Below are 20,090 nucleotides of genomic sequence, written 5' to 3'. Positions count from 1 at the left end.
GACGCGACAAGGAGATCGAACATGTCGACGGAGAGCTTTGACGCCTATCGCGAGGATGTCGCCGGGCGGGCCAATGTCAGCGACACGGCCGAGCTGGTGGACTTCTACCGTGATCTCGAAGACCAGCATGCGGGCGCATTGTGGACGGTCGCCAACAAGATCGAACCCTGGGAGCCCAAGTCGCAGTCTGTGCCGGTCGTCTGGCACTATGACCGCCTGCGCGACCATGTGCTGCGCGCGCTCGATCTCGTCAGCCCGGAAAAGGCCGGGCGCCGCGTCGTCTATCTCGCCAATCCGGGACGTCGCGACGTGTCGGCGGCGGTCGGCTGGCTCTACACCGGCCTTCAGGTGATGGGTCCGGGCGAGGTCGCCTCGGCGCATCGCCACTCCGCATCGGCATTGCGCTTCATCATGGAGGGCTCTGGCGCGTTCACGAACGTCGATGGGCACAAGATGACGCTGGGCCGCAACGACTTCGTGCTGACCCCCAACGGCACCTGGCATGAGCATGGCGTGTCGGAGGACGGCTCGGTCTGCATCTGGCAGGACGGGCTGGACATCCCGCTGATGAACGCGCTGGAGGCCAATTTCTACGAAGTCCATCCCGATCTCAACCAGGCGGTCGGCTATGCGGTCGACGATTCCACCGCGACCTGGGGCAATGCCGCGCTGCTGCCGGCCGGGGAAAGCTGGTCGAAGCGTTACTCGCCGCTGCTGAAATATGAGTGGGAGCCGACCTATGAGGCGCTGCTCCGCTATGCCCGCGCCAGCGACGGGTCGCCCTTCGACGGCATCCACATGAACTATGTGAACCCGTTCAACGGCGGCCCGCCCATGTCGACCATTGGTGCGTCGATGCAGCTTCTGCGTCCCGGCGAGCATACCAAGGCGCATCGCGAGGTCGGCAGCTTCGTCTATCAATGCGCCAAGGGCTCGGGCCACTCCATCATCGGCGGCAAGCGCTTCGACTGGAAGGAGCGCGACATCTTCGTCGTGCCATCCTGGATGTGGCACGAGCATGTCAACGGATCGGCCAGCGACGACGCCTGCCTGTTCTCGTTCCACGACCTGCCCGCGATGCGCGCGCTCAATCTCTATCGATCGGAAGCCTTTGCCGACAATGGCGGGCACCAGCCGGTCCTGTCCTGATCCCCCTATTTTCTGAAAGGAATGCCATGCGTCTCGTTACCTATCGCGTCGATGTCGAAGCCGAAGGCCGCTTGGGCGTTCTGGTCGATGGCCTGGTCATCGACGTCGCCAAGCTTGGCGCGCGCGCCGGTGTGCCGTTGCCGTCGCGGATGCTCGACTTCATCGATCTGGGGCCTGTCGCGGTCGCGGAGCTGAAGCTGCTGCTCGACGAGGCCAAGGGCCGCTGGCCGGTCGATGGCGCGCGCCCTCTCGCCAGCGTGAAATTGCTCGCGCCGATCCCGCGCCCGCGCAAGAACGTCTTCGGCATCGGCCTCAATTATATCGATCACGTCGCCGAGAGCGCCGCCGCGCTCGACACCTCGGCCGATCTCCCAAAGAAGCCGGTGATCTTCTCCAAGCCGCCGACCAGCGTCATCGCGCCGGGCGAGCCGATCGTCCACCGTGCCGACATCACCCAGCAGCTGGACTGGGAAATCGAACTGGGCGCGATCATCGGCACCACGGCGCAGCGCGTGTCGCGCGAGGACGCGTTGAAGCACGTCTTCGGCTACACCACACTCATCGACATGAGCGCGCGCGACTGTCGCCGGGCGGGCCAGTGGATCTATTCCAAGGGGCAGGACAGCTATTGCCCGATGGGTCCGTGCATCGTCACCGCCGACGAGATTCCCGATCCCCAGACGCTGGACCTATGGCTGACGGTCAACGGCGTCGAGAAGCAGCGCAACAACACCAGCCACATGCTGTTCAAGGTCGACGAACTGATCGCCGACATCAGCCAGGGCATCACCCTGGAGCCCGGTGACATCATCGCGACCGGCACCCCCGAAGGCGTCGGCGCGGGCCGCTCGCCGCAGGAATGGGTGTGGCCGGGCGATGTGATCGAAGGCGAAGTGGTCGGCATCGGCAAGCTGCGCCATTCCATCGTCGCAGGGTAAAGCCCGCCCCTTAGCGGTATAAAGACCGCCCCCGATCATCGAGATCGGGGGCGGTTTTGTTTTTATCGCGGTTATTCCTCTCCTCTGGAAAAGAGGGGCTGAGGCGCAAAAAACGGCGCGCAGGCCGGGGACCCGTGCGCCGTCGATCAGTCCGGTGCGAAAGGTCAGGCCGCGACGCTTAGCGCCTTCGGCCGCATGTCGGCCGGCCATTCGGCCGAGCGGCCTTCCTTCAGGTCCATGCAGACCAGCACCACGGTCGCGCGGAAGCGCAGTTCGCCGCCGCATTCCACCTGCACCGACATTTCCGCCGAGCTGCGCCCGACCCGTAGCGGCGCGACCAGGAAGTCGAGCATGTCGCCCAAGCGGCTGGGCGTGGCGAAGTCGGCCTCCAGACGGACGGTGGGTACGCCCAGCCCGCGGTCGCCATGCATCTCGGCGAAATCGACGCCGACCGCATGGGCGAAATAATCCTCGATCGCGGCATTCAGCATCTCGAAATAGCGCGGATAGAAGACGATGCCCGCGCCATCGACATGCGCGAAGCGGACCTGCTGCGTCGAACGGAATGTCATTCGTTATCCTCTCCTTCGGCCCCCAGCGACCGTTTCAGGATCGCCAGAAGGTCATAGAGTTCGGCCATCTGCGCATCCGGCACGTGGTCGAACATCGCCGCGATCCAGCCATGATGCGCGGCGGCCAGTTCCTTGAAATGCGCTCGCCCCTGCGGCGTCAGCGCCACGATATAGCGGCGCCGATCCTCGGGCGCGGGCTGGCTGGAGACATAGCCGTCGGCCTCCAGCTGGCGGACCAAAGCGGTGACGTTGCCGTTGGACACCAGCAGCGAGCGGGACAGCTCGCCCATGGTGATGCCCTCATGGTGCCGCTCCAGCGCCGCCAGCACGTCGAAGCGCGGCAGGGTCGTGTCGAACTGCTCGATGAAGCGGCGACGCAGCCGCTTCTCGATCGTCATCGAACAGCTCAGCAGGCGCAGCAGGACCTTGATGTCCATCCGCCCACCCAAGGCCCCGTCATGCTTTTCGCGAATGCGGTCCGTCAAAATCAAGCTCTCCATGCGCGTCGTCACGCCGTCTCGGACTGGCGTTGGACGTTGCGCATAAGCTGTGCCTGGCCAAGGGCATAGGCCGAAGGTACCGGCATCTTGTGCCCGGCTGCCGCCGCCGCATGGAGCGTCCAGCTGGGATCGGCCAGATGCGGGCGGCCCAGCGCCACCAGATCGGCACGCCCCGCCGCCAATATGCCATTGACGTGATCCGCCTCATAAATGTTGCCGACCGCCATGGTCGGGCAGTCCAGCTCGTTCCGGATACGGTCGGAGAAGGGCGTCTGGAACATGCGACCATAAACGGGACGCGCATCGGGCACGGTCTCACCGGCCGACACGTCGATCAAGTCGGCGCCAGCTTGACGCAAGGCGGCGGCGATCTCGACGGCCTCGGCCGGGGTCACACCCGCCTCGCCCGCCCAGTCATGGGCGGAGATACGCACCGCCAGCGGCCGATCCTCGCCCCAGACCGCCCGCACCGCGCGTACCACCTCCAGCGGGAAGCGCAGCCGGTTTTCCAGGCTGCCGCCATAGTCGTCGGTGCGCTCGTTCATCAGGGGGGTGATGAACGACGACAACAGGAAGCCATGTCCGGCCTGGATCTCGATCATGTCGAACCCGGCCTCGGCGGCGCGGGCGGCGGCGGCGACGAAATTCTCGCGCACCCGGTCCATGTCGGCGCGGGTCATCGCGGAGGGGCGCTGGCTTTCGGGCAGGTACGGTTTGTCCGACGCGGCGAGCAAAGGCCAGCTGCCTTCGGGCAGCGGGCGGTCGGGCTGGACTGATCCTGGCAGCGTCGCGCCGCGCGGCCCCGCATGGCCGAGTTGAATGCATAATTTTCCCGAGCCTTGCGCATGCGCAAAGTCGGTGATCCGTCGCCACGCGGCCGTCTGCTCGTCATTCCACAGGCCGGGACAGGACGGCGTGATCCGCCCCTCCGGCGACACGGCTGTCATTTCGGTGACGATCAGCCCCGCCCCGCCCATGGCGCGCGCGCCGTAATGGACCAGATGGAAGTCGCCCGGCACTCCGTCCGCCCCGGCGGCATAGGTCAGCACCGGCGACACGACGACGCGGTTGGGCAAAGTCAGCTCACGCAGGCGATAGGGCGCGAACATCGGCGGCACCGCCTCGTTCCCCCCGGCGCGCGCAGCGAACCATTGTTCGATACCGTTCAGCCAATTCGGATCGCGCAGCCGCAGATTTTCGTGGCTGACCCGTTGCGACCGGGTGAGCAGCGAATAGGCGAACTGCTTCGGGTCGAAGTCGAGATAGCGGTCGAGCGTCTCGAACCATTCGGTCGAGTTGCGCGCCGAATTCTGGATCTTCAGCACCTCGACATGGCGTTCGTTGCGATATTCCGCCAGCGCGGCGGCCATGCCCGCGCGGTCCTGCGCGATGTGGGGCCGGCTCATCACCTCGGCCAGCTTGATCGCGTCTTCCAGCGCCAGCTTGGTGCCCGAGCCGATCGAGAAATGCGCGGTATGGGCGGCGTCGCCCAGCAGCACGACATTGTCGAACGACCACTGCCCGCACAGGATACGCCGGAAATTGATCCACGCTCCCGAGCCGCGCTGATGCGCCGCATTGGTCAGCAGCGGCTCGCCGTTCAAATGCCGGGCGAAGATGCGCTCGCACGCGGCGATCGCATCGGCCTGCTCCATCGTGTCGAAGCCCAGGCCGCGCCACGTCGCTTCCGAACATTCGACGATGAAGGTCGAACGCGTCTCGTCGAAGCGATAGGCATGCGCCCAGATCCAACCCGCCTCGGTCTTCTCGAAGATGAAGGCGAAGGCGTCGAACAGGCGCGGCGTGCCCAGCCAGATGAACTTGTTGGCGCGGGTGTCGATATCGACGTCGAACTTGTCCTCATTGGCGGTGCGGACCCGGCTGTTGATGCCGTCAGCCGCAACTATCAGGTCGTAATCGGCCCATTTCGTCAGGTCGGCGTCAAAGTCCATCTCGAACTGCAACCGCACGCCCAGTTCGCGCGCCCGGTCCTGCAGGATGTTGAGCAGGCGCTTGCGACCGATGCCGATAAAGCCGTGTCCGCCGGACCGCTCGACATGGTCGCCGACGACCACCTCGATATCGTCCCAATGCGCGAACTCCGACTCGATCGTCGCTGCACTGACCGGATCGTTGGCGCGCAAGTTGGTCAGTGTCTGGTCCGAAAACACCACGCCCCAGCCGAACGTGTCCCCGGCCTTGTTCCGCTCAACGACCAGCACGTCGTGCGACGGGTCTCGCAGCTTCATCGAGATCGCGAAGTAGAGCCCGGCAGGCCCGCCACCCAGACAAACGACACGCATCGGCATCTCCTCTATTTGTTTTAGACTTAAAATATATGGACCCGCCAATCAAGGGGGTTTCGGGCAATCAGCCCTCCAGATTGCGGTACACGCGGTCGAGCAGGCTCAGGAGCCTGTCAAAATCCCGCGCGGAAAGTCCTGTAATCACCTGCTGATAGACGGGCGACGTGGCCTTCCGGGCTTCAACCAGTTTTGATTCGCCGGTGGCGGTCAGCGCGACCATGGTGACGCGCGCATCCTCCGCGCTGGGGGTCAGCGTGACCAGATCGGCGGCAGCCATGCGCTGGACGATGCGGGTCATGGTGGACAGCGGAATCACCGCCGCCTCGGCGATGTCGCGTACGCCGCGCGGGGCCTGTTCGCCCAGGATCATCAGGACGCGCCAATTGGGAATGTCGAGGCCAATGGCGCGAAGGCGCGGCTCGATCGTCGCATTGTAGCGACTCGCCAGACGGTTGATCAGGAAGAAGGGGTAACGCTCCACCTGGAACGCCGTCGTTCCGGGATCGCCCTGCGTACGATGGTCCAATCCGATAGCTCCCAATTCCACAGGGCCTTAACCCCTGCCCCAGTCCGTCGCAACCGGCACCAAAAGAATTTAGTTGCACATGCACGTTTTATTCGGCAGCTTTCGGTCAAGAAATTCGAAATCGGAGAGCGACTATGGCCGAATCCGCCTTGTCTCGTTTCGCGACCGCCCTGATCGGCGGGTCGATCGAGATCGTCGACCTGACGCAGGAACTGTCGGAAGACACGCCGGTCCTGATCCTGCCCGAACCCTTCGGACAGACCGCCCCGTTCAGCCGTCAGGAAATCTCGCGTTATGACGAACGCGGCGTCGCCTGGGCCTGGAGCAACTTCACCACCGGCGAGCATACCGGCACGCATTTCGACGCACCGCTCCATTGGGTGACGGGCAAGGACCTGCCCAACAACAGCGTCGACACCATCGACCCCGCGCATTTCGTCGGCCCGGCGGTCGTGATCGACGCCTCGACCGAAAGCGCAGCGAACCCCGACTTCCTGCTGACCGTCGACTTCATCACGCGCTGGGAAGCCACGCACGGCCGCATTCCATCAAAGAGCTGGGTTCTGCTACGCACCGACTGGTCGAAGCGCGAGAGCGATGCCTATACCAACCGGCGCGAGGATGGCCCGCACACCCCCGGCCCCGACCCGGACGCGGTCCGCTTCCTGATAGAGCAGCGCGACGTGATCGGCTTCGGCGTCGAGACGATCGGCACCGATGCTGGCCAGGCGCATGGGATGACGCCCCCCTACCCCGCACACACCCTGCTGCACGGTGCGGGGCGTTACGGCCTGCAATGCCTCGCCAATCTCGATCGGCTGCCGCCGACCGGCGCGGTCATCGTCGCCGCGCCGCTTAAAATCCGTGGCGGCTCGGGCAGTCCGCTGCGCGTCCTTGGGCTGGTGGAGCGCTGAGCCATGGCCGAACGGTCGTTCAAAAAGGAAGTCGAGAAGCTCCGCCTCGGCGCAGGCGAAGTCTTCGAGGGCGAAGGCATCCTCGCCGTCACCAAGGCGCTGCTCCAGGCGGGGGTCGCCTATGTCGGTGGCTATCAGGGATCGCCGATCAGCCATTTGATGGACGTCTTTGCCGACGCCGACCCCCTGTTGCGCGAACTGGGCGTGCATTTCGAATCCAACGCCAATGAGGCGGCGGCGGGGGCGATGCTGGCGGCGTCGGTCAACTATCCGTTGCGCGGTGCCGTCGCCTGGAAGTCGGTGGTCGGTACCAACGTCGCCTCCGACGCTTTGTCCAACCTCGCCAGCGGCGGCGTGACCGGCGGCGCGCTGGTCATCGTCGGCGAGGATTATGGCGAAGGCTCCTCGATCATGCAGGAGCGCACCCACGCCTTTGCGATGAAGAGCCAGATGTGGCTGCTCGACCCGCGCCCCAATTTGCCGACCATCGTCGGCATGGTGGAGAAGGGCTTCGAACTGTCCGAGGCGTCGAACACCCCCGTCATGATCGAGATGCGGGTGCGCAGCTGCCACATGACAGGCAGCTTCGTCGCCAGCGACAATCGCCGCCCGACGATGACGGTCGGACAGGCCGCCGCCAACCCCCGCCGTGCGCTCGACCGCATCGTCCTGCCGCCCGCGATCTTCCAGCACGAGATCGAGAAGATCGAGCAGCGCTGGCCCGCCGCGCAGAAATTCGTTCGCGAACAGCGGCTGAACGAATGGTTCGGGCCGGAGCGCGACGATATCGGCATCATCGTGCAGGGCGGGCTCTACAACACGCTAAACCGCGCATTGGAGCTGGCTGGCCTCTCCGACACGTTCGGCGCGACGCGTATCCCTATCTATTGCCTCAACGTCGTCTATCCGCTGATCCCCGAAGAGGTCGTCGCCTTCTGCGCAGGGAAACGCGCGGTGCTGGTGCTGGAAGAAGGCCAGCCCGAGTTCATCGAGCATGAGTTGAGCACCCTGCTGCGCCGCGCCGATATCCAGACGAAGCTGGTCGGCAAGGACGTGATGCCGCGTGCGGGCGAATATTCGGGGCAGGTGATCGGCGACGGCCTCGCCAAGTTCCTGCGCGACCACGCCCCCGAGCGCGCGCCCGAACCCCGCGCCGTCGTGCCCGTCCCCGCCGATGTCGCCGCCACCGTGCCGCAACGCCCCGCGGGATTCTGCACCGGCTGTCCCGAACGCCCGATCTTCGCCGCGATGAAGCTGGTCCAGCGCGAACTGGGCGAGATGCACGTCTCGGCCGATATCGGCTGCCACCTCTTCTCGATCCTGCCGCCGTTCAACATCGGCAACACGACGATGGGTTACGGCCTCGGCGCGGCGGCGGCCTCCGCCTTCAAGCCGGAGGGCAAGCGTGCACTGGCGGTGATGGGCGATGGCGGCTTTTGGCACAACGGTTTGACCTCCGGCATAGGCAATGCCGTCTTCAACCAGGACGAGACCGTTACCGTCATCGTCGACAATGGCTATTCGGCGGCGACCGGCGGCCAGGACGTGCTGTCCTCGCGCGCGAAGAACGACACGCGCATCACCAATCACCCCATCGAGAAAGCGGTGCGCGGCATGGGCGTGAAGTGGGCGCGCACGCTGACCCGCACCTATGACGTGGCAAAGATGCGCGACCTGATCCGCGAGGCGATGACCAGCCCGGAAAAGGGCCCGAAGGTCATCATCGCCCAGTCGGAATGCATGTTGAATAAACAGCGCCGCGAAAAACCGCTGCTGGCCAGGGCCGCCAAGGAAGGCCAGCGCGTGGTGCGCGAGCGCTTCGGCGTCGATCCCGACACCTGCACCGGCGACCATGCCTGTATCCGCCTGTCGGGCTGTCCCTCGCTCAGCATTCGCGACAATCCCGATCCCCTGCGCCAGCATCCCATCACCCATATCGACAATAGTTGCGTCGGCTGCGGCAATTGCGGCGAGGTCGCCCATGCCGCCGTACTCTGCCCCTCCTTCTGGAAGGCGAGCATCGTCACCAATCCGGGCCGCTGGGAGACTTGGCGTCACCGCCTGAGCCAGCGCGTCATCGGCTGGCTGCAACAGCGCCATGGCCGCCACCTTGCCGCGAGGGCTTTCTGATGGAACTGGTTCTTCCCGATCGTGACCGCATCACCATCGCCATCCTGGCGCTGGGCGGCGAAGGCGGCGGCGTGCTGGCCGAATGGGTGCAGCATATCGCGCGCGCCAATGGCTATGTCGCACAAGGGACGTCAGTGCCCGGCGTCGCGCAGCGCACCGGATCGACGGTCTATTATATCGAACTGGTCCGCACCCGCCCCAGCGGCGGCAATCGCCCCGATCCCGTCCTGGCGATGATGCCGGTGCCGGGCGACGTCGATATCGTCATCGCGTCCGAACTGATGGAGGCGGGCCGCGCCATCCTGCGCGGCTTCGTGACCGAGGATCGCACGACGCTGATCGGCTCGACTCACCGCGTCTATGCCATTTCCGAAAAGGCGGCGCTGGGCGACGGCACCGGCGCCAGCGAGCGCATCCTGGCCGCCGCCGAGCGTCGGTCGCGGCGCTTCATCGGCTTCGACATGGCCGCTGCTGCGTCCAAGTCGGGCAGCGTCATCAGCTCGATCATGCTGGGCGCGCTGGCGGGCAGCGAGGCCCTGCCCTTCCCGCGCGAGGCGTTCGAGGATGCGATCCGTCACGGTGGCAAGGCGATCGAGACCAATTTGAAGGGCTTCGGCCTGGGCTTCGAATCGGCGCAGAAGGGCGAGGCGGCGAAGGACGCCGCCCCCGCCGGGCCGCCAGTGCCGACCACCGCCGCCGGTCGCGCGCTGGCGGCGCGGATCGCCAACACCCTGCCCGCTCCTGCCCAGGCCACCGCGACCGAAGGCGTGCGCAAGCTGATGGATTATCAGGACGCCGATTATGCGGGCGACTATCTCGACCGGCTGGCGGCGTTCGTGCCGCTCGACGAGCCGGACGGCGCGCTCACCGAGGTTGCGGCGCGGCATCTGGCGCTCTGGATGGCCTATGAAGACACGATCCGTGTCGCCGACCTGAAGGTCCGCGCCAGCCGCAGCGAGCGCGTCACGCGCGAAGTGCGCGCCAAGGGCGACCAGCTGCTCAGCGTCACCGAATATATGCATCCGCGTTTGCAGGAGGTGTGCGAGACGCTGCCCGCCAGCCTCGGCCGGTTCATCCTGCACCGCGACGGGCTGCGGCAGCGACTGGCGCCGTTTTTCATGAAGGGCCGCCATGTGCGGACGACGGGGCTGCGCTGGTTCCTGATGCTGCGGCTGCTGGCGGGAATGCGCGGCATGCGTCGGCGGAGCTTGCGTTATGTCGAGGAACAGACGCGGATCGCCGCCTGGCTGGACCTCGCCCTGCAGACCGCACGCACCGATCGCGCCGCCGCCATCGAAATCCTGCGCTGCCAGAACCTCATCAAGGGCTATTCGGACACGTTCGAGCGGGGCCTGGCACATTTCCAGATGGTGATGGACGCCGTCCCGGCCGCGCTACGGGGGCCGAATGCGGCGGCGCGGATCGCGGCGCTGCACGACGCGGCGCTGCATGACGAAAAGGGCGAGGCGCTGGGCTGCGCACTGGCGGCGACCGGATAATCCAGCAGCCAGCGAACAGGCCCGGCACTGGCTGCATAACGCAGGGCCGCTGCCAGGTCATAGACTGCCACGATAGATTGCTGGGAAGAGGATAACCGCATGGCCATGCTGGACGGAAAGGTCGCGATCGTCACCGGGGGCGGCGCATCGATCGGCGGTGCGATCACGCGCAAGCTGCATGCCGAGGGTGCGAAGGTCGTGATCGCTGCGCGCAACCAGGATCAGGGCGCGAAACTCGTCGAGGAACTGGGCGACGCCGCGCTGTTCGTCGCGACCGACATCACCGACGATGCCGCCATCGCGCATCTGGTCGATGTCACGATCGCGACATTCGGGCGAATCGACATATTGGTCAACAACGCCTGCTCCTATGGCGATGACGGACCCGCCACCCCGCGCGAAACCTGGCTCCAGACGTTGAACGTCAATGCGGTGTCGGCGGCGATCCTGGGCGAAGCGGTCCGTCCGCATCTCGCCCAGTCGCGCGGTAACATCGTCAATATCGGCTCGGTCTCGGGCAAGTTCGCGCATATCGGCCGCTGGGCCTATCCGGTATCGAAGGCGACGCTGGCGCACCTCACCCGCTCGCAGGCGATGGACTATGCCGCCGAGGGCATCCGGGTGAACATGGTCACGCTGGGCCATATCTGGTCCGACCCGTTCGACGGCCTGACCGCCGGCGACCGTGCCCATGCCGACAAGGTGGCGAGCGATCTGAACCTGATCGGGCGCGTTGCCGATGCCAGCGAGGTCGCGCAGGTCGTCGCCTTCGTCGCCTCCGACGCGGCATCCTATATGACCGGCAGCGAGACGTCGGTCGATGGCGGCTACGGGATGCTCGGACCGGAGCGGCGGGTGCCGTTGATGCCGCTGCTCGCCGCGCACGGCTGACCCCATGGCCGCCCCCAATCGAGACGCCGATATCGTCATCATCGGCAGCGGCATCAACGCACTGGTCTGCGGTGCACGCCTCGCGCTGAAGGGCAAGCGCGTCGCGCTGTTCGAGCGGGAGGCGGTGGCGGGCGGCTGTATCCGCACCGAGGAGCTGACGCTTCCCGGCTTCCGCCACGACACGCTGTCGACGCTCTATCCGCTGTTCGTCACCTCGCCCCATTATGCCGAGCTGGGGCCGGAGCTGGCGCGGCACGGACTGCGCTTCCGCAATACGCAGACGCCGACCGCCTCGGTGATGGATGATGGCCGCAGCGTGATCTTCCGCACCGACCGCGCCGCCAATATCGCCGCGCTGGACGCCTGCGCGCCCGGCGATGGACAGGCCTATGCCCGCGCCATGGCCGAGGTCGAGGAAATCGCGCCGATGGTCTTCGGGCTGTTGGGAGGCGAACTCTGGTCCTGGCCGACCGCCAAGCTGTTGCTCGGTGAGGTGAAGCGGCGTGGCCCCAAGGGGCTAGGTCGGCTGTTCGGCGGCATGTTGCGCGCCTCACGCGACTGGTTGCGCAGCGACTTCGCCTCGCCGCTCTCACAGGCGCTGTTCGCGCCCTGGGTGCTACATGTCGGCCTGTCGCCCGAAAGCAGCGCATCGGCCCTAATGAACCGGCTGGTCCTGATGTCGCTGGAGGCGGCGGGCAGCCCGATGGTCGAGGGCGGCAGTGCCCGGATCGTCGAGGCGTTCGTCCGGCTGATCGAGGAAAAGGGCGGGCGAGTCCACACGAACGCGGATGTAGCCGAAATCCTCGTCGAACGCGGCCGCGCCACCGGCATCCGGCTGGGCGATGGCGAGGTCGTGCGGGCGCGCAAGGCGGTCGTCGCCTCGGTCACGCCGACCCAGCTGTACGAACGGCTGCTTCCCGCCAGCGCCACGCCCGAGCGCGCGCGGAGCGAGGCCAAGGCCTATCGTTATGGTCGCGGCGAGATGCAGATCCACCTCGCTCTGTCCGAGCCGCCGCAATGGCCCGACCCGGCCTTGCGTGACGTGGCGATGCTGCATCTCAGCAACGGCCTGGAAGCGGTATCTCGCGCGGTCAACGAAGCCGAACGCGGCCTGCTGCCCGTCGAGGCGAGCATCGTCGTCGCGCAACCCATCGCCGTCGACCCCAGCCGCGCGCCGGACGGCAAATGGATCTTCTGGATTCAGCTGCAGGAACTGCCCCGCGATGGTGCGATCAAGGGCGATGCCGCCGGGCTGATCCCTACGCCCGAGGACGGTCACTGGACTCCCGAACTGCGCGAGGCCTATGCCGACCGCATTGTCGAGAGGCTGTGCAAGCTGATCCCCAATCTGCGTGAGAGCATCATCGGCCGGCACGTCATCAGCCCGGCCGATCTGGCGGCGCTGAACATCAATCTGGTTGGCGGCGATCCTTATGGCGGCGACTGTTCGCTCGACCAGTTCATGCTCTGGCGGCCCCGCGCGACGCCGGGCAATCATGAAACCCCGATCAAGGGCCTCTACCAGATCGGCGCCTCGACCCATCCTGGCCCCAGCCTGGGTGGCATGTCCGGCTCGATGGTCGCCGACCGGCTGGCCTGAAATTTTTTCCTCTGCAAGGAGAGGTGGCAGGGCGAAGCCCTGACGGAGGGGGGCCCGCTATCGGGGCGTAACACCCCTCCACCATGCTGCGCATGCTCCCCCTCCCCTTGCAGGGGAGCAATAGAAAAGCCCAAAAAAGGGCGCCCCGCTGGATAAGCGGAGCGCCCAGTGGGCCAGAGCCTGTCAGCGGCCGATCGGAATGATCGCCTTCAACCAGAATTTGTCGCCCTGCGGACGATTCTCGGCGTGGAATTCATGTTGCCAGGTGCCGATCAGCTGCACCTTGCCCGCCTGATAGCTGGCGGTCGGGCCGACGCCGATCACCTGTCCCTTAAAGCCACGCATCCGCTCGATGAACGCCTGCGCGGTCGGGTCGGACACCTGGTCCTTGGTCGTCTGCTTGTAGACATAGCCCGACGCGCCCAGCTTCCACTTGCCGATTTGCTGGCCGACCGCGATATCGGCGTGCAGCTCGTTGCCGCTGCGATAGCTGGCCCCCGTGGGGTTGAAGGGCGTGAACACCGCCTGGTTGTTGCGGGTGTTGATGTCGTACATGACCTTCACGTCGAGCGAGAAGCCCTTCTTGCCATAATAGGCGAGCGCCACGACCGGCTCGAAATTCAGATAGTTGCGGCTGATGTTCGACAGCTTGCGCCGGTCATAGGCACCCAGCGGCAGGTTGATGTCGACGCCCGCGCTGACATGCACGCCGTTCTGGAAATGCCAGCCCAGCAGGATCGGATCGATGGTGATGTCGCCCAGCCCGGTCGTCTCGTCGCCCAGGCCCGCCGCGCCGACCTTCAGCTTCACCACCGGCACGATCGCCTGCATCCCCCAGGTTGCGCCCAGGATCTTCACCGGCGTCATATGCACCATCCGTACGATCGCCGCGTCCGACCGCACGCGAAAATTGGGCAGCAGCCCCGCTTCGCCATCCGGCCCGTTGAAGCGATCCGCCTCATAATGCTGGAGATAGCCGAGCAGATAGGTGCCCGGCGGCGGCATGGCGGCACCTGAAAAGCCCTCCGCGCCGTTGGGATAGACACCGCCGCCCAGTTCCGACGCCAGCGCCGGAGCCGACACCCCCATCGCCAGAGCAGCCGCCATCGTGGCGAAAAGTCTCCGCATATACTCCCCCTTTTGTTGTTCGTGATCTGGTGCCGGTGACCGCCGGATCAGGCGGCCATCTCATGCAGCTGGCGATACGCCCCGCCGTAAAAGAGCAGCGGCGGCGTCGCCTCGTCCTCGTGACGATGGTCGACGACCTCGGCGACGAACAGGCAGTGGTCGCCCGCCGGGAACACGTCCTTCACCCGGCACGCCAGATGCGCCATCGCACCGCGCACCAGCGGGATATCCTCATGCCAGTCGAAATCGATCGGCTGGTCGCCGGGACGACCTGCAAAATGGTTGGACAGTGCCATCTGCTGCTGGGACAGGATATTCAGGCCGTAATGCCCCGCCTCGCGCAACCGGGCGGCCATCTTGGCCTTGTTGTCGATGCTGATGAGCACCAGCGCGGGATCGAGCGAGACCGAGGTGAAGGAGTTGGCGGTCATGCCGTGCACCCCCTCCCCCGTCGAGCAGGTGACGATCGTGACCCCGGTGGCGAAGCGGCCGAAGGTCCGGCGAAGAGCCATGCGGTCCATGTTATGCAGCCTCCTTGATGAAGTCCTCGGTCAGCGCAGGCGCGGTGATGGTCGGGAAGAAGCCGCGCGGATCGTCGAAATTGTTCGCGAACCAGTGCGCCACGCGCGGCTGCACCGAGGCGGCACCGAGCAGCTGGACCATGTGCGGGGGCGGCGGCTGCAACATGCCGTTGGTCCAGCCGACGACGAACTGCGCATAGTCCCAATAGCGGTCGAAGGACGCCTGCATCCAGGCGGCATCGAACGGCTTGCCCTCGTTTGCGATGATCGAGTCGAGATAGATGGCCGCGCTCTTGGCGGCGTTGTTCGCCCCCTGCCCCGTGATCGGATCATTGAGGCAGACTGCGTCGCCCAACCCCAACGCCTTGGCGCCCGACGGCAGGGTCAGCACCGGCTTGCGCACCGTCGGCGGAAAACGTCCGGTCAGCCAGCCCTGCTGGTCGGTCAGCGTGCAGTTGCGGGCGCGTTCATACTCCTCCGGCACATAACGCTTCAGGATGTGCAGGCTCGTTTCCAGATGCTCCTCGGCCGAGGCGCGCTGGTCCCACAAGTCCATCGGACCGCCGGGCAGCGACTCGAACACCATGATCTCGCACGGGCCGTTCAGCGTCAGCGCCGGGAAGACGAAATACTCGCCCATGCCGGGAATGAGGTTGAAGTTGACCGCGCTATGCTCCGCCCGCGGGGTCATGCCGTTGACATAGGTCAGCGCCAGGCTGCGCATCGGCTTGTCGAAGGGCGATTTGTCGGCATCCCTCTCGAACAATTTGCCGATCTCGCCCTTGCCCGAGGCGACGAGCACCAGATCGCATTCGCGCGCCAGCTCCTCCAGCTCGGCAATGCCCGCGTCACAGATGCGCAACTCACCGCCGCGCTTCTCGAACTCGGCCAGCCAGCGCGGCATCTTCACTCGTTGATCGACCGATTGGGCAGGCGCGTCGAGGCGCGAGGCCCAGGACATTTGCGAAGTGCCGTCCTCGCCGACCAGCGAGAAGGCGATGCCTTCCACCGGTGGACAGGCCTCGTCCCAGAAGTTGATGCCCAGCTTGCGCTCATGCTCGCGCGCCTGGTCGAACATGCACTGGCTGGAGGTGACACGGCCGCCCGCAATCTGCTCGGCCGTCTGGTTGGACAGCATGATGACTTCATGCCCCCGCTCCAGCAAACCCATGCCCAGTTGCAGCCCCGCCTGACCTGCACCGACGATCCCGATCCGCGTCATCTCTCCGGTCTCCCACATGCCTTTATAATGGAGGCAGGATAAGTGGATGTGCACCGCCGGGACTATGCAGCGACCGCCGACGCTGTTCGCGGATTGCATATTTTAAGTTTGAAATGTTATGGTCGTTGCCGAGCCGGGCAAACCGGCCGCAGCTTGCAGGCGGACATGACCCATGGCTTAATCCTTGCCTGCAGGCGGGACTGGTGGAGAGTCTATGCTGAACAAGAGCGCAGCCGATCAGGGCCCTGACGCGGTAGCGGGAAACCCGCTCGACAAATGTCGCGTGTTCGGATCGTCCGATGTCGACGAGACGCGAGCACAGGTGGCACGTCTTTATTGCGATCATCGGCTGAACCCCATCTCTCCCAATGCGCGGTTGCAGGCGTGGCAGAATGCCGTGACGCTTAAGCAATCCTGTCTGGCGACGATGGGTTATGGTGCCGAAGTCCAGATCGACCCCGGCAAGCTGAAGGACTTCTATCTGCTGATGCTACCTTATGCCGGGGAGGCGATGGTCGATGCCGGTGGCCGCATGGTCCAGGCGTCGTCGACACTGGGCACCCTGTTGTCACCGGACGATCTGGTGACGATGCGCTGGTCCCCCGACTGCGCGAAATATATGGTCCGTATCGACCGCGCGGCGCTGGAACAGCATATAGCATCACTCTTGGGCCATCCGTTGCGCCGCCCGCTGAACTTCCGCCTCGCCATTCCGCGCGAGGGACTGGGGGCGGAGTGGTGGCGGCTGACCGAGTTGCTGGTCGGCCTAGTCGAATGCCAGGATCGGGCGCATCCCCAGAATCTGGCTATCGACCAGCTCGAACAGGCACTGCTGTTCAGCCTGATCGAGGGGCAGGAGCATAATTACAGCGACGCGCTGCGCGACCGCGACCGCTCGATCGCGCCCAAGCATGTCCGGCTGGTCGAACATTATATCGAGGAACATGCCGCCGATCCGATCACGATCGAACAGTTGGTGGCGGTCAGCGGCGTCAGCGGGCGGGCGCTGTTCGACGGATTCAAGCGCTTCCGCAACACCTCGCCGATGGCGCATTTGCGCGCCTGCCGGATGCGCCGGGTGCGCGAGGCGCTGCTGAAGCCGACACCTGACGTCACCGTGTCACGACTCGCGCAGGACTGGGGCTTTTACGAATTAGGACGCTTTGCGGGCCAATATCGCAAGCTCTATGGCGAGACACCTTCCGAGACACTCCGCCGCGCGCGATGAGGTCGCGGCGATCGGTGGTGTGACAGGGGCATTTGGTTCAAGTGCCCCGCGACCGTTTGACTTGCTTAGTAGAAGGCATGCGCAGCACGCCATTCCCGATCGGACAATGGCATGATTTCTAGGCATTAAGTCAGTTAGGTCCAAACCCAATCAGTATCTTGAGGCAATTTGGACTTGCCCCGCTTAATTGGAGACGCATGTGCTCAGCGTGACGCGGTTCCTTCGAACTGCGCTAGGCTGGTGTAGTAGGGCGCGGAGTGCTGCCTGACGGGCGAGCTTCAGCCGGCCGCGCAGGCCATTCTCGCGCATCGGCCGCGCCGTGCGCCGGTGTCCGATGGCAAAGCCGTCATCCTGCAACTCGCGCGTCATGCGCGGGCTGCCATAAGTGCCGTTCGACAGTGCAAATGCCGAGCGGACATGCGCCAGCATCACCACGTCGTCGCGCTGGCGCCGGCTGGCCGGGCGATCCTTTCAGGCGAAGTAGGCGCTCTGGCTGACGCCGAGCATCCGGCAAAGAGGCGGTGGATCGGGAATCCTCTCGCCCGGTCGATGAGCTGGAACCTCATCGATTTCCCTCCCAGGCGAAAAAAGCGGGCGTCCACTTCAATATGTCGCGCTCTTGCCGAAAGATCTCGTTCTCACGCCGAAGGCGCTTCAAATCGGCAGTTATATCCGCCTACGGCGCTTGATCGGGTGTCGCCGCCAGACGGTCCCGGCTGCGGCTGACACGGCCAGGATCCGGTTGCAGCAATTGGAGCGCGAGCTCGGCAATCTGTACGAAAATCTGCTGGCGGGTATCGCCACCCCTGCCCTGCGTCAGATGATCGACGAACGGGAGACGGAGAAGGCCCGCCTGATCTCGCGAAACACTACCGTCGATAGAGGTATGGTCTCACACCCCCCGCTTCCAACGCCATCCGTTCTGCAGGCCCAATTTCGGGCGCGGATCGCCGCCCTGCGCAGCACACTGGATACTGCTATGGGTTCGCGGGCAAGCAGCGGGTGCGATGTCGGTGGCGTGGTCCCTAAACGCCGACGCCGCCCGTGGGGGCGGCGAGTGGTGTGTGGCGGTGGTTGCGGGGGCAGGATTTGAACCTGCGGCCTTCAGGTTATGAGCCTGACGAGCTACCGGGCTGCTCCACCCCGCGACGCTGTGGAAGGTGGTGAGACAAGTGAATGGGTTTTTGTATTCGCGGGCTGTAATGCCTGGCGACGCCCTACTCTTCCACTGCTTGAGCAGTAGTACCATTGGCGCAGTCGGGTTTCACGGCCGAGTTCGGGATGGGATCGGGTGGGACACCGACGCTATGGCCACCAGGCAATAGAGTCCGCGAATACTGACCCTCGAGGGTTGGCTCGAGGGTGATGGGTATAAAATCGATGCTGTGCACTGGCTTGTATGATGACCGCACCCTGCCATCTAGCCCAGGGCTGATGGTGGGGGTGTGGAGCTCTCAAGCGCGAATAGGACAATTAGTATCGGTTAGCTCCATGCGTTACCGCACTTCCACATCCGATCTATCGAGGTCGTGGTCTTCGACCGTCCTGAGAAATCTTATCTTGAGGGAGGCTTCCCGCTTAGATGCTTTCAGCGGTTATCCCGTCCGTACATAGCTACCCTGCTGCGCCGTTGGCACGACGACAGGTACACCAGAGGTACGTTCAACCCGGTCCTCTCGTACTAGGGTCAACTCCTCTCAAATTTCGACGCCCACGGCAGATAGGGACCAAACTGTCTCGCGACGTTCTGAACCCAGCTCACGTACCACTTTAATTGGCGAACAGCCAAACCCTTGGGACCTGCTCCAGCCCCAGGATGTGATGAGCCGACATCGAGGTGCCAAACAACCCCGTCGATATGAGCTCTTGGGGGTTATCAGCCTGTTATCCCCGGCGTACCTTTTATCCGTTGAGCGATGGCCCTTCCACGAGGGACCACCGGATCACTATGACCGACTTTCGTCTCTGCTCGACTTGTCAGTCTCGCAGTCAGGCTGGCTTATGCCATTGCACTCTAACAGCCGGTTTCCAACCGGCCTGAGCCAACCTTCGCGCGCCTCCGTTACTCTTTAGGAGGCGACCGCCCCAGTCAAACTACCCGCCACAGAGGGTCCCTGTACCGGTTTCACGGTACGAGGTTAGACATTAAACAACAACAGGGTGGTATTTCACCTATGGCTCCACATCGGCTGGCGCCAATGCTTCAAAGCCTCCCACCTATGCTACACAGTTCTTGTCCAATGCCACTCTGAAGCTGCAGTAAAGGTGCACGGGGTCTTTCCGTCTAACCGCGGGTACTCCGCATCTTCACGGAGAATTCAATTTCGCTGAGCATGTCCTGGAGACAGTGGGGAAGTCGTTACGCCATTCGTGCAGGTCGGAACTTACCCGACAAGGAATTTCGCTACCTTAGGACCGTTATAGTTACGGCCGCCGTTTACCTGGGCTTCATTTCAGAGCTTGCACTCCTCCACTTAACCTTCAGGCACCGGGCAGGCGTCAGGCCCTATACGTCGTCTTGAAGCCGACTTAGCAGAGCCCTGTGTTTTTGCTAAACAGTCGCTACCCCCTGGCCTGTGCCCCCCATGAGAGCTTGCGCTTACATGGGGCCTCCTTCTTCCGAAGGTACGGAGGCAATTTGCCGAGTTCCTTCAGGACACTTCTCTCAAGCGCCTTGGTATACTCTACCTGACCACCTGTGTCGGTTTCGGGTACGGTCTATACGGTGGGGCTATTTCCCGGGACAGTTTCGAAGCCTGACCAATCCGATAAGGTCAGACAACACACACCATCCGTCACACACCACCAGGCCCACGAATATTAACGTGGTTCCCATCGACTACCCCCTTCGGGCTCGTCTTAGGGGCCGGCTCACCCTGCGCGGATTAGCCTTGCGCAGGAACCCTTGGTCTTTCGGCGAGAGGGCATCTCACCCTCTTTATCGCTACTCATGTCTGCATTCGCAC

At 64.5% G+C, this 20,090-nt stretch carries 15 protein-coding genes, 1 tRNA gene, 2 rRNA genes and 1 pseudogene (1 of these 19 running past the window's edge); 8 read left to right on the top strand and 11 right to left on the bottom strand.

Translation table 11 applies throughout. The features are described from left to right. Positions 1-21: 21 nt before the first annotated feature. Positions 22-1,149 carry a cupin domain-containing protein gene (locus tag ACWKSV_RS01085; RefSeq protein ID WP_076715533.1) on the top strand — a complete coding sequence of 376 codons (1,128 nt, stop codon included), beginning with the start codon at positions 22-24 and terminating at the stop codon, positions 1,147-1,149. A gap of 26 nt (positions 1,150-1,175) precedes the next feature. After that, on the top strand, positions 1,176-2,087 hold the full coding sequence (locus ACWKSV_RS01080; RefSeq protein ID WP_076715531.1) for a fumarylacetoacetate hydrolase family protein: 912 nt from the start codon (positions 1,176-1,178) through the stop codon (positions 2,085-2,087). A 164-nt stretch (positions 2,088-2,251) separates the two neighbouring features. Here ACWKSV_RS01080 and ACWKSV_RS01075 read toward each other — a convergent pair whose 3' ends face one another. The 4 genes from ACWKSV_RS01075 to ACWKSV_RS01060 form a co-directional block, all read right to left on the bottom strand. Further along, positions 2,252-2,659 (bottom strand): acyl-CoA thioesterase, encoded by a 408-nt coding sequence (locus tag ACWKSV_RS01075; RefSeq protein ID WP_076715530.1) that lies wholly within the window; start codon positions 2,657-2,659, stop codon positions 2,252-2,254. Next, positions 2,656-3,096: a MarR family winged helix-turn-helix transcriptional regulator gene (locus ACWKSV_RS01070; RefSeq protein WP_237243559.1), complete on the bottom strand. Its 441-nt coding sequence runs from the start codon at positions 3,094-3,096 to the stop codon at positions 2,656-2,658. The genes ACWKSV_RS01075 and ACWKSV_RS01070 overlap by 4 nt, the downstream gene beginning before the upstream one ends. A gap of 71 nt (positions 3,097-3,167) precedes the next feature. Next, positions 3,168-5,462, bottom strand: a complete 2,295-nt coding sequence (locus tag ACWKSV_RS01065) for a bifunctional salicylyl-CoA 5-hydroxylase/oxidoreductase (RefSeq protein WP_076715528.1) — start codon at positions 5,460-5,462, stop codon at positions 3,168-3,170. A gap of 67 nt (positions 5,463-5,529) precedes the next feature. Beyond that, positions 5,530-5,991: a MarR family winged helix-turn-helix transcriptional regulator gene (locus ACWKSV_RS01060; protein ID WP_237243558.1), complete on the bottom strand. Its 462-nt coding sequence runs from the start codon at positions 5,989-5,991 to the stop codon at positions 5,530-5,532. A gap of 134 nt (positions 5,992-6,125) precedes the next feature. Here ACWKSV_RS01060 and ACWKSV_RS01055 point away from each other — a divergent pair, with 134 nt between their 5' ends. The 5 genes from ACWKSV_RS01055 to ACWKSV_RS01035 all read left to right on the top strand — a co-directional run bounded on the left by ACWKSV_RS01055 (position 6,126) and on the right by ACWKSV_RS01035 (position 13,025). Beyond that, positions 6,126-6,905, top strand: a complete 780-nt coding sequence (locus ACWKSV_RS01055; protein ID WP_076715527.1) for a cyclase family protein — start codon at positions 6,126-6,128, stop codon at positions 6,903-6,905. Between the two features lie 3 nt (positions 6,906-6,908). Beyond that, positions 6,909-9,035: a ferredoxin family protein gene (locus ACWKSV_RS01050; RefSeq protein WP_076715525.1), complete on the top strand. Its 2,127-nt coding sequence runs from the start codon at positions 6,909-6,911 to the stop codon at positions 9,033-9,035. Further along, positions 9,035-10,534, top strand: a complete 1,500-nt coding sequence (locus ACWKSV_RS01045) for an indolepyruvate oxidoreductase subunit beta family protein (protein WP_076715524.1) — start codon at positions 9,035-9,037, stop codon at positions 10,532-10,534. The genes ACWKSV_RS01050 and ACWKSV_RS01045 overlap by 1 nt, the downstream gene beginning before the upstream one ends. 99 nt (positions 10,535-10,633) lie before the next feature. Beyond that, positions 10,634-11,425, top strand: a complete 792-nt coding sequence (locus ACWKSV_RS01040; RefSeq protein WP_076715522.1) for an SDR family oxidoreductase — start codon at positions 10,634-10,636, stop codon at positions 11,423-11,425. A 4-nt stretch (positions 11,426-11,429) separates the two neighbouring features. Further along, positions 11,430-13,025, top strand: coding sequence for a phytoene desaturase family protein (locus ACWKSV_RS01035; RefSeq protein WP_076715521.1), 1,596 nt, complete (start codon positions 11,430-11,432; stop codon positions 13,023-13,025). Between the two features lie 183 nt (positions 13,026-13,208). Here the strand turns inward: ACWKSV_RS01035 and ACWKSV_RS01030 are convergent, their stop codons facing one another. The 3 genes from ACWKSV_RS01030 to ACWKSV_RS01020 are packed head-to-tail and all read right to left on the bottom strand — an operon-like array spanning position 13,209 to position 15,914. Continuing rightward, entirely contained in the window at positions 13,209-14,153 is a 945-nt protein-coding gene (locus ACWKSV_RS01030; protein WP_237243557.1) for a SphA family protein, read from the bottom strand. A 47-nt stretch (positions 14,154-14,200) separates the two neighbouring features. Beyond that, positions 14,201-14,674, bottom strand: a complete 474-nt coding sequence (locus ACWKSV_RS01025; RefSeq protein ID WP_076715518.1) for a flavin reductase family protein — start codon at positions 14,672-14,674, stop codon at positions 14,201-14,203. 1 nt (position 14,675) lies between these two features. Further along, positions 14,676-15,914 carry a styrene monooxygenase/indole monooxygenase family protein gene (locus tag ACWKSV_RS01020; protein ID WP_338469012.1) on the bottom strand — a complete coding sequence of 413 codons (1,239 nt, stop codon included), beginning with the start codon at positions 15,912-15,914 and terminating at the stop codon, positions 14,676-14,678. 196 nt (positions 15,915-16,110) lie between these two features. Between ACWKSV_RS01020 and ACWKSV_RS01015 the strand changes: the two genes are divergently transcribed. Further along, positions 16,111-17,124, top strand: coding sequence for an AraC family transcriptional regulator (locus ACWKSV_RS01015; RefSeq protein ID WP_076715516.1), 1,014 nt, complete (start codon positions 16,111-16,113; stop codon positions 17,122-17,124). 282 nt (positions 17,125-17,406) lie between these two features. Here ACWKSV_RS01015 and ACWKSV_RS01010 read toward each other — a convergent pair. From ACWKSV_RS01010 to ACWKSV_RS00995, 4 genes and pseudogenes are all read right to left on the bottom strand, one after another. Beyond that, positions 17,407-17,797, bottom strand: a pseudogene (locus ACWKSV_RS01010) (IS3 family transposase); the annotation flags it as partial. Between the two features lie 398 nt (positions 17,798-18,195). Beyond that, positions 18,196-18,272, bottom strand: a tRNA-Met gene (locus ACWKSV_RS01005). 56 nt (positions 18,273-18,328) lie between these two features. Next, a 5S ribosomal RNA gene (gene rrf / locus ACWKSV_RS01000) occupies positions 18,329-18,443 on the bottom strand. A 134-nt stretch (positions 18,444-18,577) separates the two neighbouring features. Beyond that, positions 18,578-20,090 (bottom strand): 23S ribosomal RNA (locus tag ACWKSV_RS00995); it runs 1,283 nt beyond the window's last position.

This window comes from Sphingomonas sp. SphC10, from assembly GCF_057004845.1.
This window is presented reverse-complemented; position numbering and strand designations above follow the sequence as displayed.